Annotated in this window: 7 protein-coding genes; 3 read left to right on the top strand and 4 right to left on the bottom strand. The window is 32.8% G+C overall.

Features of this window, described 5'->3' with window-relative positions; translation table 11 throughout:
* Positions 1 to 274 precede the first annotated feature (274 nt).
* The 3 genes from OZP08_RS08210 to OZP08_RS08200 all read left to right on the top strand — a co-directional run bounded on the left by OZP08_RS08210 (position 275) and on the right by OZP08_RS08200 (position 3,046).
* The gene (locus OZP08_RS08210; RefSeq protein WP_281323444.1) at positions 275 to 1,399 is read left to right on the top strand and encodes an RHS repeat domain-containing protein; all 1,125 of its coding nucleotides are present in this window, start codon (positions 275 to 277) and stop codon (positions 1,397 to 1,399) included.
* A gap of 3 nt (positions 1,400 to 1,402) precedes the next feature.
* Positions 1,403 to 1,747 carry a hypothetical protein gene (locus OZP08_RS08205; RefSeq protein ID WP_281323443.1) on the top strand — a complete coding sequence of 115 codons (345 nt, stop codon included), beginning with the start codon at positions 1,403 to 1,405 and terminating at the stop codon, positions 1,745 to 1,747.
* Between the two features lie 252 nt (positions 1,748 to 1,999).
* Positions 2,000 to 3,046 (top strand): tyrosine-type recombinase/integrase, encoded by a 1,047-nt coding sequence (locus OZP08_RS08200; protein WP_281323442.1) that lies wholly within the window; start codon positions 2,000 to 2,002, stop codon positions 3,044 to 3,046.
* Positions 3,047 to 3,207: 161 nt separating this feature from the next.
* Here the strand turns inward: OZP08_RS08200 and OZP08_RS08195 are convergent, their stop codons facing one another.
* From OZP08_RS08195 to OZP08_RS08180, 4 genes are read right to left on the bottom strand one after another with little or no spacing between them, the layout of a single operon-like run.
* Positions 3,208 to 3,678, bottom strand: coding sequence for a hypothetical protein (locus tag OZP08_RS08195; protein WP_281323441.1), 471 nt, complete (start codon positions 3,676 to 3,678; stop codon positions 3,208 to 3,210).
* Position 3,679: 1 nt separating this feature from the next.
* Entirely contained in the window at positions 3,680 to 14,872 is an 11,193-nt protein-coding gene (locus tag OZP08_RS08190; protein ID WP_281323440.1) for an RHS repeat-associated core domain-containing protein, read from the bottom strand.
* 16 nt (positions 14,873 to 14,888) lie between these two features.
* Complete coding sequence (locus OZP08_RS08185; protein WP_268849132.1) at positions 14,889 to 15,611, bottom strand: LolA3 family protein; 723 nt, start codon at positions 15,609 to 15,611, stop codon at positions 14,889 to 14,891.
* Between the two features lie 7 nt (positions 15,612 to 15,618).
* Positions 15,619 to 19,080, bottom strand: a complete 3,462-nt coding sequence (locus OZP08_RS08180) for a leucine-rich repeat domain-containing protein (protein ID WP_281323439.1) — start codon at positions 19,078 to 19,080, stop codon at positions 15,619 to 15,621.
* Positions 19,081 to 19,162: the final 82 nt, after the last annotated feature.

Here is a 19,162-nt window from a genome sequence, read left to right as displayed (position 1 = left end):
GCTACCCTTTTTGGAAGAATGCTTGAAAACATCAGTAAAATCAACGAATTAAGGAATAGGCATGTAATCCTGCCACCCCGACAAAAAGCCGAACAGCAATGTTCGGCTTTTTTTGTGCAAAAAAATTAGACTCACACTATAGTAATTTATTATAATCTGTGACTTAACTTTTATATTTTTTGTATTTTTGAAAAGACGAAAACTGCCTAAAAACGCATTTTTTGCATACGTTCTTACATAGATTAGCCCTTTTAAACATTAACTTTACCAACTATTGGATTACTATCCTTTTGGAATGCTAGTGCCAAACCGTCACGGTAGATCCGAATCGTACAGATACGGATTCCAAGGACAGGAGAAAGATGACGAACTGAAAGGCGAAGGGAATAGTTATGATTTCGGAGAAAGATTATTTGATCCAAGAGTTGGAAGATGGTGGAGTACAGATAATATTGAAAAACCGTGGTTGAGTCCTTTCCAATTTGCAGCAAACAACCCAATTAATAATGTTGACCCTGATGGTAATGATGAGATTCATTTTTATTATAAGACACAACAAATGCTTGGTAAAGATGGTAAGGCATATACACAATTAACCTTATCTTCTGAAATCATAAAGAATAATAGTGAGCACACCTTCTTTATGCATTCAGCTCAGGGGGCAACAACAGAGTTTCATCCATTTAAAAGTGACAGAACTCCAAATACTGGTTCAAGAAGTGCATATGATGCTAAGCTACCCCTTTCAAAAGGAACAAGTTGGTTCTTTGGGTTAGGCGAAAAAGCCGTTGATGATCATGCTTATCTAGGAGAATTACTTCAAGCGGCTCCAGAAATAATGGAACATTATAGTGATGTTAAAAAGGATGGTATGCGTTTTCAAGGTGCTGTTGATATGGCTGGAAGCGTAGATTTTGCTGAAAAAGTAATTGCAGCTGAAGAAACAGCCTATGCAATTGTAGATGGCTATTATTTAGTAAAAGGATTGAGTAAATTTGCAATAAAAAGTTTAGTAAAAAACTCTGTGAAAATTAGTCCGAACATGATTAAATTTAGTCAAAGTTCAGTTAATGGCGCAGAAGAAATAATATCAAGTATGAAGTCAAATGGTTGGAAAGGTGATCCAATAGATGTCGTAGCAATGAAAAATGGAGATTTAATAACCATCGACAATACACGTGTTCTATCTGCTCACGAAGCTGGAATTGAAGTAGAAGCTATTATAAGAAACTATGACGAACCATTACCTCAAACTATGATTGAAAGATTTACAACAAAAAAAGGAGTCCCAAAAACTTGGGGAGAAGCCATTGATTTAAGAATTCAAAAACAAAATGCTGCCTATAGAAGTGCAAATTCAAGTGGGGCATTTCAAATAGATGGTGGTTTAAAAAATTAAGATATGGAAGAAAAAAAATTAATTGAAAGCTTTGATTACCCTAATGACTTCATGATTATAATAAATCAAAATCTTTTAGATTTTGACCCTTGGATCATATTATTAGGCGATAGATTAAAAGATAGATATCAAGGGGTTAAAGATAGATATCCAAATAGAATATTAGTACCTTTTGCTAGAAGAGAAGATAACGATGATTTAGCTTGTTGGAATGAAGAAAAAAAAGTAGTAATAATTCATGATTTTGCTTCAAGTGGATATGAAGGTGGGAAAATAACTATGAGTTTCTGGGATTGGTTTAGAAGTGCTATTGAATGTATGATTGAGTACAATTCATTTTCTAATTAAACCCAGATGGCGCGGATATGTCGTTGTAACGATAGCGCGGTTTTGCAAACCGTGCCCGCAACGCTGAGCAAACAAAACAGGTCAAAAAACAAAAAAAGCAACTCAAAATTGAGTTGCTTTTTTGTTTACTTTGCCCCGTCCTGAAATAAGCCAATTTGTATGAAATAATTTCAGGAAAGAACAAGCTACATTTTGTTACATCCAAACTATTCTAAACTCTAGTCAAAATTGTATTTTTGACAAAACCAAAACATGAAAAAAACGAGTCCCATAATTCCATTGTTCAAACAATTTATAAAAGAAACTGAAACAGGGAAACGGCTTAAGAAAAATGGAGAAAAAATAAAACCCGACTCGATTCAAAACTATAAGTATGTATTGAATAATTTGATTCAGTTTTCGACTGACACCAAATTTGAATTACGCATCTGTGACGCTTCTAAACTTGACAAACGCGAACTAGCATCAGAGAAAAGTTATTGGAAAAAATTCTACCAAAAGTTTACAGAGTTTCTATATAAAAAAGGTTGTCATGACAATTATGTGGGTGCCAATATAAAAGTCATTCGTGTGTTTTTTAATTATTTAAAAAATGATAAAGATTTATTCACAGGAGATTTTCAGAGACTGTTTTATGTTCGTAAAGAAGAAATAGAAATCTTTGTACTATCTCCAGAACAACTCAAGTTCTTAATTCATGACAAAGAGTTTGAAGCATCACTTATACCTAGTCATAGAAGGATTAAGGATATTTTTGCTTTTGGTTGCACTACTGGTTTGCGTTATTCGGATATTTTTTTGCTGACCAATAAAAACTTCGAGCAAATGGAAGGCGAATGGTACTTAAAACTGAAATCAAAGAAAACAAAAACATTCAGTTTTATTAAGCTCTCGGCTTATGCAGTAACCATTTTTCAGCGTTATCAATCACAGAGTAATAAAGCAACACTTTTTGGGAATACCAGTTTGTTTAATTTTAATAAAAGCCTAAAGCAAATTGGTGAACTAGCTGGTTTTACGTCTCCCATAGAAGTTTCTCGGGAAAAACAAGGTAAAACCCAAAAACTAACAAAGAAAACAGATACAACAAAAAACCGTTTTTGCGACAAAATGAGTTCTCACATGATGCGTAGAACTGCAATAACGACTTTGTTAATTTTAGGAATGCCAGAACATTTAGTTCGCAAAATAAGTGGACACAGTAGCGCTAGTACATCATTTAATCGATATGTACATTATGCACAGGCTTATATGGACAAAGAAATTGAGAAAGTACATGATAAGCTGGAGAGTTATTAAAACAAGAAACTACAACCAGAAAATGAATTCGAGTTGTAGTTTTTTTGTTTTATAGATTAGCTATGGTTCTCCTTTGCGGGCACGGTTTGCAAAACCGCGCTATCTTTACGACGACATATCCGCGCCTTTTGGATTATCTTTTTTGGAATATATCCAAGTTATCAAACTCCTAAATCAACAACAATATCATCTTGCATTTCTTCTTCAACGAATTTAATTTTAATCTCGCCTAAAGAATTTGATAATTCGTAATCGCAAATATTATATGGAAATTGAGTAAATCCATAAGGGTAAAAATTTTCTTTATTAATTTTAAAAATTGTTGAATCTGTCACAACTAGAAAAAAATTAGATAAAGATTCAATACCTACAAACGAATCATAAAATCCCGAATAATATAGCAAGTCACCATTATCTATAGAAAATAAAACTAATCTATTCCACATATTAACGGCAACAGCTTTGTCAGTCTCTAAATTATGAGAATTATAGTCTCCAATAAAACAATATATCTTATTTTTAATAGAAAGTTCGTTGTATACTTTAATTCTTTCAATATCTATTTCATTGAAAATAAAAGTATATTTGCTTTTTTCAGGAACTCCAATGTTTTTTGTGAATAAAAAATCCATTTTACTTGCTTAAATTGTTACCTAATTTCTGAGCTTTATCTTTTAACTCACTTATTTTTTTACCTAAAAGCTCTTTATTAACTTCAGGTATAGAAAAAGATGTTAATTCTGGTAAAGCACCTTCTTCTCTGACAATAAAACTAACATTAACTTTAGTTCCGTCACTTAATTTAACTTGTTTTGAAAAACTCGTCCCATATTTATTAATAAGTTTTTCACCTACATCAACACCTTCATTAAGAGCTTTAGAAGCTAACCCAATTAATTTTTCAGAAGTATTAATTCCTTGTTGTTTAAATTTATCACTTCTAATTAATGATTTAGCCATATTCTCAATTTCTCTTATTGTCACTTTAGCTAAATCTTTAGCTACTGTCGAACCTCTACCTAAAGCATAATCCAATTTACCTAATTGAACTGAATATTTTTCAATAAACTTACTTTTAGCAAAAGTACCAATTATCATTCTACCAGTTCTAGAAAAATCATCAATTGGACCTGGCACATCAATAGTACCGCTTTCATCTAGAAATCCAACTGCAAGACCTGTAGCAGCATTACCTGCTCCAATTAAGAATAATTGATTTTGAGAAAATTTAATAGCACTTGTCCAGAATAAATTTCTTAATAAAGGTAAAGTTTTACCGCCTGTGTAAAACGCAGCAACTATTAAAGCTCCTGCAATAGCTCCAGAAGCTTCAGCATTAATTTCTGACTTATACTGTTCGTGGCTAATTTCTCCCGATAAATATCTTCTTTGTCTTGTTTCAAACCTAAAATCAAATGCAGTTTCCATACCCTCCAATTCTCTTGCATGTATTGGGGCATTTGAAGAAAACTGATAAGGTGTTTGTTCCGCATAATATTTCTCAAGAGGGTCTCTGCTAAAAAACCTACCAATACGCGGGTCATGCATACGATAAGTATAATTTAAAGAATTTCCCTCTCCTTTAATCTCATCATCTTTCTCCTGTCCTTGGAATCCGTATCTGTACGATTCGGATCTACCGTGACGGTTTGGCACTAGCATTCCAAAAGGATAGTAATCTGAGTAACTAAGAACGTCTGGCTTTAAGCCTGTACTTCCATCAACAAGTGAACGATCTGAAACTACAGAAAGTACGTTTCCTAAATGATTAGACAACTCATATTGCTTGTCTCCTACAAAACGTTTAGCCGTTTCTGCAGGACCAACAATTGTTGCTAAACCATTACCTTGATCCAGTCCTTCGCAAGCATCACCTATACCATTATGGTTCTCATCTTTTTGATCTGGATTATAAATTGTTTTACAGTTATCACAAACATCACCTATTCCGTCAGGTTTCGCATTTCCGTTCTCATCTACATCAGTATCTTTTTGATCAAAGTTAGCAATTAATTTACAGTTATCACATGGTCTAACTATTCCATTTATAGTAACGTCATCCCCTCTGCCATCACCATCGGTATCAGTTTGATCTTTATTAGGATAGTCACAGTTGTCGCATGCATCCTCTATTCCATCTGCTGCGAATCCTAATGCAATTTCCTTAGTATCTTCTTGTTTAGGATTAAAGATTTCTGGACAACTGTCATCTTCATCTTTTATACCATCACCGTCTTTGTCTTGCATCGGAAGACCACAAAATGTTTCAGCATAGTTAACACTGCTTAGAGCCATTTTTATTCCCGTAGTTGCAACTGGAACACGGTTTACTACATCTACTCGTTCAGCTTCATCAAAATTGAAAGCATTTATTTTTGTTGCCGCTGGCCCTTTTCCGTTATCAATAGTATATGTGAAATCACACATTTCAGTAAGAGCAGCTAAATACGTCTTCTTATTATTAGGACTACGATCAGGACGAGACTGAATTTCTGTAAATCCTAACGTATTTGGTGGAGTCTTAACTTTTAAATAAGGCGAATCACCTGTCATACTATCATCTTCATCTCCTTTTAGAGGTACACTAAACTCTGTAACCGTAGAATACACATTTCCGTTTAGAGTAATTACTACTTCATAGTTTGAAGCGTTCGAATTTAATTTAATTTCAGCTTTAAAATCCCATTCATTTTCCGGTATTGCTACTGGCAAAGGTTTCGTTGCATCCGCAGGATTGATTATTGGAGCAATCTTATAATCTGTTATCTCATCAATACTTCTAAAAGAATATCTCCTATTTCCTGATCTGTTTTTATAATCGTTATGATTACGACGGTATTTAATTAGTGATACAATTGGTGCGAAACCATTAGCCTCTTTTTTAATTTTTAATAAAACTGAACTTCTATAAGAAACCGAATTGTCGCGTGGAAAATTCCCCTCTACTGAAGAACCATGGAAAGCTGCCACAACATTTTCTGTATTAGCAGGATCTATTTTAAAATGAGAATTTACTGTAATTGCTCTTGTTTTTACTGATTTATTGCTAAATAAATTAAGCTGGTTTTTTGTATCTATTGGCCAAGCAGTATAATCCGAAGTATTATCAAACTTTAATCCATAAATTTTAGGTATAGTTGATTCTGCTTTATTCGTAATACCTCGTTCTGTACCTGCGCTTAGCTGATTTGTTTTATTAACTAATGCTGAGAAAGCAGCTTTAGACGTTATTTTTGCATTTTCATACTTTTGAACACCTAAACGGCTACTACCATATATATCCTGTTCTACAAGATAATAAGTTGAATTTCCGCCTTCTGTAACCATTTCATAAGTACTCAATACGTTACCTTGTGCATCACGTACATAATAGGTTACCGAAGTTTTAGAAGGTGTAACAACAGTTTTTGAAGTTCTGTTTCCTAAACCATCGTATTCAAAACTTACTGTTAATCCGTTATTTTTTACAACTTTTTTAACCTTACCATCAACACGCCATTCAATATCTAACCCTTCTGATTTATCCTTGGTTAATTGCCCTATGGCGTCATACTCATAATTATCATCGTCTTGGTTATCGATATCCAATGATGTATCATTTGGATTTTGGCTATCATTGGTAAACACCCCAGCACCTACAGCGTCTTTTACGCTGAGCAACTGGTTAGTTTTATCTTTATAGTTATAGGTCAAACGATCCATTTCTACAATAGAACCATTTTGTTTTGGTGCAAAAGCACTTAAGGTTTTTAAGTTTCCATTTCGATCATAGCTATAGCTTGATTTATAAGAAGGTGTTGAAACCCCAGATACTATAGCCTCACTATTCATGCTCTTAATACGATTAAGCTGATCGTATGTGTAATGATTAAATTGAGATGCTAACGGTTGTCCGTTAAGATCTGACAATGAAGTTACCATATCTTTGATATTTCCATTGTATAAATTAGCATTACTCTCAAAGCCTTTTGTTCTACTTAAATTAAAGACAGTACCATCTGTAGAATTCGTTCTAGAGATATAATCCCCCGTATAATAATTTAGTGCAAAACCAAAAGCATCTTTGGCTACATTTAAACCATCTTTACCAGCATCTGAATTGGTTTTCAATTCCTCTGAATTGACTCCTTTTAACCAACCTTGTAGCGTATATATATAATCTATTCCTTGAACTTTTTTGTCACCAACTACCACACGCGCCAAAGGCCCATGCTCGTAATACAAATAGTTAGCTTCTTTTTCCCAGATCATATTATCCCTACTGGTATATACTTGTTGTATCCTATTATCCGCATCGTAATCATATTTATGAATAAATTGATCTACTTTATTAGGCTGATAAGTGACCTTATTCACATTACCACTTATTAGATCATAGTCATAAACTACCTTTTTAAGCTGTCTGCTCAGGCCTGTTAAATTTTGATTATTATTGGTATGATGAATTAACTCTTTTACATTACCATGTACATCATAATCGTATAAAATAGCATTTTCATATCCAACTGTAGCCTCAACAGAAGGAATCTCTGCTGTTAGTGCATTATAATACAATACTGCAGTAACTCTTTTATGACTATTTTCTACACCATAATCCGTAAACCAACTTTCTGAATTTTTCATTGGCACATCATAAAGTGTTTTTGTCACTTGTTCAGTTTTTGAAGCAATGTTATATGGATAATGACCATTTACAGCATCAACAACTACTAATGGTGCATCTTGTGCGGCACTAGTGGCTAGTCTTCCGTTACCATTAAATACAGCAGTCGTATTTAATACCAACTGTCCTGCTTCTGTAATACGTCCCAAACCATCATATCGCGTATAGCTCAGTTGAGAATGCTTAGCTTGTTCTGCATTTTGAGAAGCTACAATTCTTCCTAAAGCATCATAAGCGAATTGAGTTATCCCACCATCTGGAGTTTTTTGCCATATCAACTGATTCAATGAGTTATAACGGTATTGCGTTTGCAATGTATTGTCTGGAACAACTTTTGCACCATTAACATCACTCAAATCTTCTTTTTCTGCCTGATCCTTTCTTACTGCATCTATGGCAGAATTTGAACTTGGTGCCAATCTATGAACCCCTTCCGGCGGTACTGTTTGTATCAAATTCCCTGCTTGGTCATAGTAATACAACGTATATTGATATTCCTTATCAAAACTTGTTTTTGTCAAGGTCTCTGTAATACCTTCTAGTGCTTCTTTTGTATAATTTTGAATAAATTCTTCTCTCTTACCAGCATAAAAAGCATCTTCCAATTGTTGTTTATTCGCTGCATTTATAGCAGCTGCATATAACTCACAAGGCGTTTTGGCACTAGTAGGAACTTTTAGACTGAACCTAGGAACCATTGGAGCAGGTACGCACAATTTATGTTCACTTACATACTCATTTGCAAATTGATTCCAGCTTACTGCCTCTTTTGTTGGATTTGGCTGATTTAAACCATTTAAATAAATAAAATATTGATCAATCACGTTATGGGTATCTTTATTCCCATAATTCAACTTTGTGTCACCAAATTTATCAATGGTTAAAAACAAAGGATTTGACTCTCCAAAAGCACTTGGTCCGTTAAAACTTTTTAACTTGGTTAAATAATACGCATAATCTACACTGATGTAACCAAAATTGGCCTCACAAAAATAATTTCCATCTGTAGTTAGATTAGTAGGAAGCTCATAAGTTGGTAGTATAGAACTCATATCCGATTTAAACTCTCTCCATTTATCTCCACAAATTACTGGATCTACAATAGCTGGCACACAAATTTCTGGACAAACTGGAGCAACTCCTGTTAATAAAGAAATATTTGACACACTCGATTTGTTGTTTACAATTTCGAGACCACCCTTTTTATTCATCATAGAGTATCCAAAAAAACTTTCATTGCTTTTGATCATTCTACTAACCTCTTGAGGAGGAACTAACGGGATTGATTTTGCCAAGAATTTACAAAAAGGTACCCCTTGAGTCGATCCTTTAGTTCTATAACATACTCCAACACCAAAAAAAACTTGTTTAATAATAGTAACATCTGAATTATCGTTGTAATTAATTATTGCATTGCAATTTATGTCACCAGTAATTATATCAATAGAATTAATTTTTTTTATACTGGAAATATCTACACCCAAAGCGAAACCATCCATATTAAAAACACCATTTTGATCTATAAAATCAAAATACATTACATTTTCATGGAATGCATAACTAAAATAATTTAAAGTAACTGGAGCATTAAATGTTAAATCTAAGTTATGCAATTTGCTTCGAGCATCTTGATAAAGTTCTACTAGATTAGATGATTCAATAAATTTAGTAACAGTAGTATTATTTGATGAAAGAGTCCACGGATAGTATTTTCCGTATTCTACTGGTTTAGCAACACTAGTAATAATATTGTTTATGACATCACGAATATTATTTTCAAAACGAAATTCAGCTTGAGCTGTTTCATTAGTAATGTTACAAGCATTAATTCCAGTATCAACAGGATTACCTTCATTGAAAAATCTGCATAATTGATAATTAGCCCCAGACCAACCTCCATTTATAGATTTCTGATAATCTATAATAAAACTAATCCTTGCCTCTTTTGAAATTGTATTACCAAGATTATCTGTATATATAATTTCTATCACGTTAGAGGTTGTAAAAATAAGTCTTGGCTTAATATCTATTGAATTAATCTTTTTGACATCTCCAAGATTAATCCCCACAATATCAAAACGTCCATTATAATAATTATCGCTGGTACCGATATAAGGAGCGTTTGTTAACGAAAAAGAAACCAAACCCTGCCTATCATCAGAACTTATAGAATATTCATCAAATATAGGTCGAGCCAAAAAATTTGTGGTATAATGATCTAGAATATTAGTCCAACGCTCTCTAGCCTTAAATTTCTCTACAAAATTATTCATTAAAGAATTACTAGATACATATCTAAAAGCTGAACCATTATTAAGTCTTCCAATCGTTGTCATATTTATATAACTCCCGGATAACCATTCTTTATGGTTTTCAGGAATTAAGAAATCATTCAAAATATCTTTTAAGGAATTTTCAAGTAACAATTCATCAGCCGCAAATGAACTACAACTAACCTCTTTAGAAGGATCAACAACTTCATCACAACCATCTCCTACTCCATTACCATCAAAATCCCATTCCCCACAAGGAGAACAACAGCTAAAATACAAAGGCACATGATGCGCTCCAGAACTGATATTTGCTGTTTTTGTTCGCCCAAAACGATGTTTTAATTTAATTTTTACAACATTAGAGAAACCATCACTACTCAATCCATTAATGGTAATTCTTGAAATTTTATCATTCCCTAAATTAAATTTATATAGATCTATTTTAAGTCTTCTCTCTCCATTAACATATATATATATACCCCCTTCATCATTAAGCCACTTAACCTGATCTGTATTACTTACTCCAAAATAGGTTTTTAAATATCCATTTAGAAATACTGCATTGGTTGATATATCCAAATAACCATCATTCCATAAAACACCTTTTTGTTGTAAATCAAGTACCAAATCATTAAAAGCTTCACTGAATTTTTCCCTTTTATCGCAAGAAGGTTCTACTATACTTGAAGAAAAATCGGCAATGTTAACTTTTGTAGTACCATTCAATATTATTTCTTCGGGAGTAGTACAACCTGCGTTACCACTTTTTCTGTTTATGGTAGCAAGAATTCTAAATTGGTATATTCCCGTCTCTTTAACAAAACTTCCTGGTATGTAATACAAATTTTTGAAATCTGTAATATCCGCCCAATTTGGAGCATTCACACTTGCACCACAAGGATTTTTATAATTATTTGTATTAGCAAACTCTAATGTTATAGGCGTAGAAATTGATACATTATCACAAGTAAATCCAATAGAAAGAACCCCAGAATTTACAGTTGTAACAATTTTTGGGGTCACACTTGCATCCTCTAAAACAAAATTAGAATTTACTTGCGCATCAAATACAGAACGCGTTAAAAACGGCATACTAGTTGTCAAAATACCATTAGTCAATGGCAAGCTTTGGTCCTGAACCGTTGGATTTACTAATCCTTTCAATAGGTTTTCAAGATCAGAAGTCCTTGGGTTTATCCCCGTTTCTAAATACACTTTTGATTCAACTTCTTTCTTTGTATTTGCCAAAAGATCAGAATCATCTATAGAAGGATCTGTCTCATAATCTGCAGACAGGAATCTTTTTACTTTATTAGCAAATAAAGGAGCACTAGTTTTAGAACAAGCCAATTCAATACCAGTACTTGCAGGCGGAACAGGAATTGAAACACCCTCAGCTCCAGGTAAAGCATCAAACAAATCAGTAAGTCTACTACCGATACTTGTATATTTTTTTAACAAATCAACATAATTATCAGAACTTTTGGAGTCACCTATACAATCATTATAGTTGTTGTTTTTAATAGCATCTATATGTGCAAAAACACTACGCGTTTTTTCTTTAAGACCTAAATAATAGGATCTAAAGTTTGCCCAAATTCTTTGCTTTGTATTTAAATCTACAATATTACCGTTGCTTCCAAGATTTCTTATTATACTTAATAAAGAACTCTGACTTACACTCATAAAAGAAGTGTAGGCTGACTCTGGTGCAATTCCGTTTGAGAAAACAGCAAAATAATAGGCAGCTTGAAGCATATTCATTTTTTTGCCGCCAGTTACCATACCATCAAAATTGACAGTCAATGCTTCTTTCATAATGTCTTTGCGAATAGCAAAATCTCCTTCAGTCTCATTATTACTATTTGGAGAATTATAGAAAGGATCATTAGTACCATCTATATTTAAAAGTTGCTCTAATACTCCTCCAGCATCAAATATAGAATTGTCAATAGGTTTTGTCTCATCGATATAAAACTCTTTTTTAAGCAATTCCTCATTAAATGCATTTGAATTTAATCCTGCGTTATTTAATTTACTACATATTCCAGAATTATAAACATAATATTGATATTCAGGATGATATTGAACCAGAGAATTAGCCCAACTGTTTTGCCAAATACTTATAAAATAGGCAACATCCCTCAAGTATTTAGGCTCTACTAAATAATCATTAGGATCATTACTATTTGTATTACGATCTTTATCCGTCAAAACAACACCTTCTAAAGCGGGATCATAAATATTTAACTCTGCGTGACCTGCAACCTTAGTAATTAATTTTACATTAATTTTTGAAACAGTTCCATCTGCTTCTTTATAGGATCCTCCAAATGGTTTTTTCCAGTTGTAATTAGAAACTTTTACGGTTACATCAACAGTGCTACCCTCATCTCTACGTGTTTCTGTATGAAAACCACCATATAGTAAATCATTGTTTACATTAAAAATACTAAGAGGATCCACTGGAGTACCAGAAGAAGGATTTGCATCATCATCGTCATCTGTTTCAAGTCCTTTAACAGACCCGTACTGACCATGAGGACTTACATCTCGCAGTAGCATGTCTAAATTAAGATTACACACGTTTATAGGTTGCTCACAATTATTACAAGCAACATTACAATCTGCAGCAGTAATTTCAGGCGCTAAAGCTGTTAGATCGGGTAAGCAAATCTTTTTATCTTTTAATTCCTTGATATAATCATTTGCATATGATTCTAAAGCTACATGATCTATTCTAAGATCTTTACTAATAGCATAAGAACCTTTCTTTAAAAACTTTTCTTCGTCTAATGCGTTAAACACCTTGTCAGGAAAGCTTAATGGAGTAGAACTTGTCTCATTTAGACTAAATACTCCAATCTTTGATGATAACGGATTTGAACCTACTTTCGAGCCTACTAATAATTCTTTTGCACAATCATTTTTTAGACTGATAGACCAATCATAAACAAAAGGATAAACCTTCGCGTTCAAACAACCATCCGTAAATCCTCCTTTGGTTTTAGCAAAGGAATAATTAAAAGTAAGCTCGCCAGTTTTTACTACAGAAAGAGTTGAATTTAATCTAATTCCATCCTCTAGTTTTCCATTTTCACCAGATGCATACGGATCATTATTTGCTAATAAATTTGTTGTGACCTGTTCATGTAGACCTGCAGTCATTTCATCCTTTAATGCATCTAAATTTCCTTCCTTATCTCCTGCTAGTGCTGTAGCAACTGTTCGCCCTTGAGGATCCAAATAACTAACACTCATTTGACCATTGGGATCAATAACGGTATTCTTTTTATAACGGGAATAATCCCCTACTTTATATCCGAAAAGTCTATTCAACTCTTCTTGCGTAGGTTGTGAATAAAAATAACGCATTTCGTGTCCTTTCCCTATTTGATGGTCAAGTCCTACTCCTCCTTTACTTTTAATTCTACCTGTATTATCAGGTGTATATTCTATTTGAGAAAAAGGATAACCTTGAGCATCCGGAACATAATCCTGATGGTTATTGAGTACTGGATTATTTGTTGAATAATACTTACTTGCTCCAGCCACATTAGCCATTTCAGGAACCAAGATTGGCTCACAATATTTAATACTATCTTTTTTATCCCAATCAAAGTCTTTATGAGAATAAATTTTACCCGCAGCATTTTTATTAAAATCATTATAAAAATGAATGGCCGAGGCTTCTACAGGAACTGGCAACACCTCTATTGCAGCCCTTCCTTGATTATCATAAATTACCTCACCAACAATCGCTTTATTATTCGAATTTACCTTGGTTACGGTCTGACGATTACGCAAAGACCCGTCAAAATAACTAACCACTTCTTTTTTCTTTCCATCCTCGGCAAAAGAAGCTTGATATTGCCAGTTTTTCTTTCCTTCGTGTGATTGATCAATTTCTATATAGGTCCAATCGCTTATAGTCTTTAATTCTTTATCAGCATTAAAAGTAGACCACTTGCCGTTATAAATTTTATTAATATCATCAAGGAATCGTCCTACAGGTCTTACCCTATAAATAATATAACCACTTGAATAAACAACCGGAATATTGTAAGAAGTTTTTTTTGTTTGTATTCTAGTGCTGTTTAACATAAAATCTTTCTCTGTTAAACCTATTTGGGTAGCCGGTATTTTAGCGCCATTGGCTCCAAAATTGTCAATCCATGCCCATTCCAACTCATATTCCAAAGCTGGCGCAACTGTATTTGCATCCCACTTAATTAAAAGCTCATCAGCTCCTGCATTAACTGAAGAAACTACTCTAGGTGTTGTTCCATCATATTTAATAAATTGTGCACTTGGCGTAACAGTAGTGTTCTGTAAATTATAGTAACGATCCGTATTAAATTTTAACGCTAAATAAGGGGCAGAATGAATCCCAGGAGCAGAATATGTTATAGAATTTACCTTAACTTTTGCTTTATGAATTCCTGGAAGTTTGTAAACCAAATAATCATTAAACTTGACTCCTTTTATCGCATTATCATGAGTAATTTTTAAACTAATAATAAAAGGTTTATTATGTTGCTTTAGTGTATCATTCTCAGTGTAAGAATAATCCACAATACCACGATTATTATAAGGCGTAATTTCTAAACTAATGGTACAATCATATATTTCTTTGTAAGCTGCTGGAGTTGAAATATCATCTTTAAATCCAAAATGAATAGATACTGCATCATTTACAGAAACAAACAACTTATTATTATTCAAATCTCTCTTATTCAAATCTAAAAATCTTGAATCTTCTACTTTCAATTCAGGCAGACTTAATAATTCAGCCCCCAGTTTGTAATCTGATGACTCCTCTTGTTGCCCAAAAGAAAACAATGTAAATAATGAAAAAACTAATACTAAAAAACTTTTGTTGATATACATATATCTATATTTTATCTTAATTATTATTGGCAACACTTCTTTGATCTACAATCCCATACTTTTTTAATTTTTGGGATAAAACAATACTCTTTTTCCCCGATGAAGTAAAATAAGTATTACTGCTAAAAACCGATGGATTTATTGGATTTCTATTAAAGTTGCTATAAATCACTTCCAATCTTGGATAATGCGCATCTGGCTTACGAAAATCTTTAGAAAAGTTGGTAATCGTATTGTAATAAAAAACCTGCTTTTGCATAAAGTATGACTTTGATATTCTTACAATGATCCTAGAATAAGGCAAACTTGAGAATTGCTTTGTAGTCAGCGTTATTTCCCAATAGGATTTGTAATCAATACATTTCTCAATCTTGCATAAATCAAGTAAAGACTTCATATCAAAATCGCCAAGATAATTGGGTAGTGGATTATTAATTTCAATCAATTTTTCAGGATGACTTATTTTTAAATTCACCTTTTTGGTATTGAGTATTTCGGTATTACCAATTTTCGTGTACATTTCATTTTGTGCATTTTTATAAAAAATCCCATTATAACTTTCTTCCACTTTTTTGGAATCAAAATCTTTATACAAAACATAACTGGTTTTATACTGTAGAGGTTTGGCTGCGCTATACTGCATCCCCATTTTTTGAAAAATCTCTTTTACCGTAGTTTGTGAATAACCAAAACTGCAATAAAACAAACCCAAAATACATACTATTCTTTTTAAAAACATACCTTACTTAATTTGCTTCTATTGCGTTACCAGAGCGTGTTTCCTGAATGGTCTTGACTCCCTTGGCTGTTTCCTTCTTAACCCGGACTAATCCTCCTTCATTATCATACTCATAAAAAGTACTATAATTGTTCTCGTCTAACTCTGACATCAGTTTGAATGTTTCAGGATCGTATACAAAAGTTTTAACACTTCCTTCTACCGGATGAATTCTTAAATCATCGAAATAAACCGGGATACCAACATTCTTATTATCTAATACCACACCAGCCGTGATTGTATTGTTTGGTATAACAAACCTTCCTGAAATCCTTTGCCAACCATCTATAATATCTCCTTTTGGTTTTAAGACAACAGTTGAGATAATCTGTTTGGGAGCATTCGGATCTTTTGGGTCTGGATCTAATGCCTGTGGATTATTGTAAAACACTATATTAATTTCTGAATTCTCATAGTTTTTTACCTGAATATTGGTTTCTTCTTTTACCCAAGCACTCAACAAATACTCACCACCAACTTCTGGTTGAAAAGACAAACAATTCGCACAATATTCTTTTTTGGACTCCTTACCACATCCTACTCCTGCAACTACTATATTATCTGAAAAATAATAAGGCTCTTGCGTCAATAACGTAAAGTCTTTATGTCCAAAATAAGAAGCGCTATCAAAACCATTAATCCTTTCTATTGGAAAAGCATTATCCTGATAATTAAACAAGTACTGCAAAGATTTACTTAAAGTGGCTGAATTTTTTGAAGTTAGGCTACTTTTTTGAATCGAAGGCACATAATTAGGGTCTTCATTACGCGCCAGTATCTTAGTGGTAACAGGATTATCAACATAAAAACCATTATCAATTCCCACTACATATAAATGGGGCTTATTAAGACTCGTATCTGTTGAGTTTTGATAATTATCAAATTTCTCCATTGTTTTCTTTAATTCTACAGGATTCGCTGTTTGACAACCATCTGTAATTAAGAGAACTAATTTGGGCTTTATTCTAAAAGGTGAATTGGCTACTGCATCTAAACCACTTTTCCAATAATCTGATCCTGCACTAATTCCTAGCTTACCAAATCGTCTGCCATAATTATCTATCCAACTATTTATGTTACCTGTACTACTCAAATCTGCAGAAGTAACTTTTTGCTCCATTATTTTGTCCGCTCGTGTATCAGCGTCAGAATCTGACATTCCTATTAAGGTAATATACATATTGCCTAATCCTTCTTCATTTACTTTTGCTTGTTCCTTGATAAAAGATTTTAACTGGGCTCTTATCTTTTTAGCTTCTGTCTCATCCACAGATCCTGATTCGTCTACTACTATAGCAATGTGATTCTCACAAACAGGCAATACAGGATCACAGGAAACTACAGTTATGGGTTCTGATAATACTTTTTTGCATTTACCCTCTCCAGTTGCGATCAATTCTACAACATAATTCCCTACAAGAGTTGGTGTATAGGTATACAAACCTGTAGTATTGCTCACTTCACTCACAACAACTCCTGCAGCATTTGTAGTGGTCCAAGTATAATTGAGGTTCGTATCTGTGGTCTCAAATGCAAAACTGATGGGTTTTCTGTTGCAATAATTTTTAACTTCAATAAATTTATTAAATGTTGTCATACATCCATTTGCATCTTTTACTTCTAGTCTTACTAAATAGTTTCCAGCAATACTATAAGATTGCGAAGCTGTTGCCGAAGTTTGACTGTCATCTTTTACAGTAGTTCCGTTTGCATCGTTGTAGAATATCCATTTATAGGTTAAGCCAGTAGCTACCGGTTCTAAAGAAAATGTAGTATTAGCACCCACAGTTGGATTATCATTAGACGCTTTGAGAGTTCCTGCTACCGTGTTGCAATTGACAACATTTAAAGTAATCGGCTCTCTCTGCAATATAAGATTTTCTTCTGGAGTTGTTATTTCTGGATTTTTTGATAAACAATAGTAGTTTCCTGCATTTGCAACTGTTAGATTTGATATAGTATATTGTCTAGCTTTAGCTTTATCATCATTGATAAGAACACCGTTTGGATATACACCTTTATACCATTGAAATGTATCAACATTTTTAATATACCTACCATCTTCACACATCGTTAAAGTCACTGTACCTCCAACGGAAGCTGTAATTACTTTTTTTTCATCAGTCTTGGATTGGTAATTATAATGAAAAGTTTTTGTGTTACTTTTATAGTACTGATATTCATTTGCAAAATCTATAAACCTAAATTTATTTTCTGTAATAAAAAGATTTCTGTAATCAAACATACTAGAAAAGGCACGACCTGAACCTGCAATAATATATGAATAATCTTGATTAGTAAAATTTAATGGAGGTATTGGCCCTCCAATTTCATGATTATATCCAATATTTAGATTAATTAACTGAAGATTTTTAAAATATATAGGAAAATCACCTTTTATATTATTATTAAACAAATCTATATATAATAAATTGGTCAATCTATTAAAATCTGAAGGGATAACACTTATCTTATTTCCTGCAAAATCGAAATATTTTAGTCTAGTCAGATTAGACAAAATTGAAATATCATCAATTTTATTGTTGAACATGCTAATAAATTCTAAGTTTGTCAAATTAGAAAAATTACTTGGCAATGAACCTGAAAAATTACATTGCAACAAAATATGAGTTAAACTTTTCAGGTTACCTAATGTGCTTAAACCTTGATTAATATCTGATCTTAACTCTATTTTTTTAAGATTAACTAATTTATCAAACTCTATTGGAATACTTTTTATATTAAAAGAGCAATTAAATGCCATTTCACTCAAATTATCTAAATTACTAATAGGTAATATGCTCTCAAAGATGCAAGGACTAAGTTGATCGTAACCAATTCTCAGTACTGAAAGATTTTTTAAATTTTTCAATCCATCTAATGTTCCACTTAAGGCCCCTGTTAACCATAATGCGTTGATATTTTGTAAAGCAGATAAATCTGGAATTGAACCATTTAAAGAAACTAATTGTAAACCAATAACATGTCCATTGTAAATAGACACACCACTCCAATCACCTGTCACTTCTGCACCAGGATCATTAACAGGCCATGCTTTAACCCCACTAAGAGTACTAGGCCAATTTGGACCATCAGTAGCGTAGTATAAAGCAATTAAAGCATCTCTTTCAGATTTAGGAACACTTACTAGAACTTTACTTGTCTTATTTTTGATTATATTTTCTTTATCAGCTATTAAATTATGAACTATCGGTTTTCCTTTTAAATTCTCATTTTCATAAATGTACAATGCGATTTCTTTTTTTATAATACTATCTGAAAGCCCTTTCTCTTTCAATCGTTGAGTTATTCTAGTTACATCATACCCAATTTCCTGATCCGTTAATTCCTGCGCAAAAGTTGCCAATGAACAAAGTACCATACCAATAGTAAGTATCAAGTATTTTTTTATTTTAAAAACGTTTGTCATATTTCCTAATATGTTTTTTTATGTTTCTTGTTTATTTATAAACAATTATTGCTGTGCTACTGAATATCAAGATTAATTTAAA

It is taken from the genome of Flavobacterium aestivum (genome assembly GCF_026870175.2).
Classification (GTDB): domain Bacteria; phylum Bacteroidota; class Bacteroidia; order Flavobacteriales; family Flavobacteriaceae; genus Flavobacterium; species Flavobacterium aestivum.
This window is presented reverse-complemented; position numbering and strand designations above follow the sequence as displayed.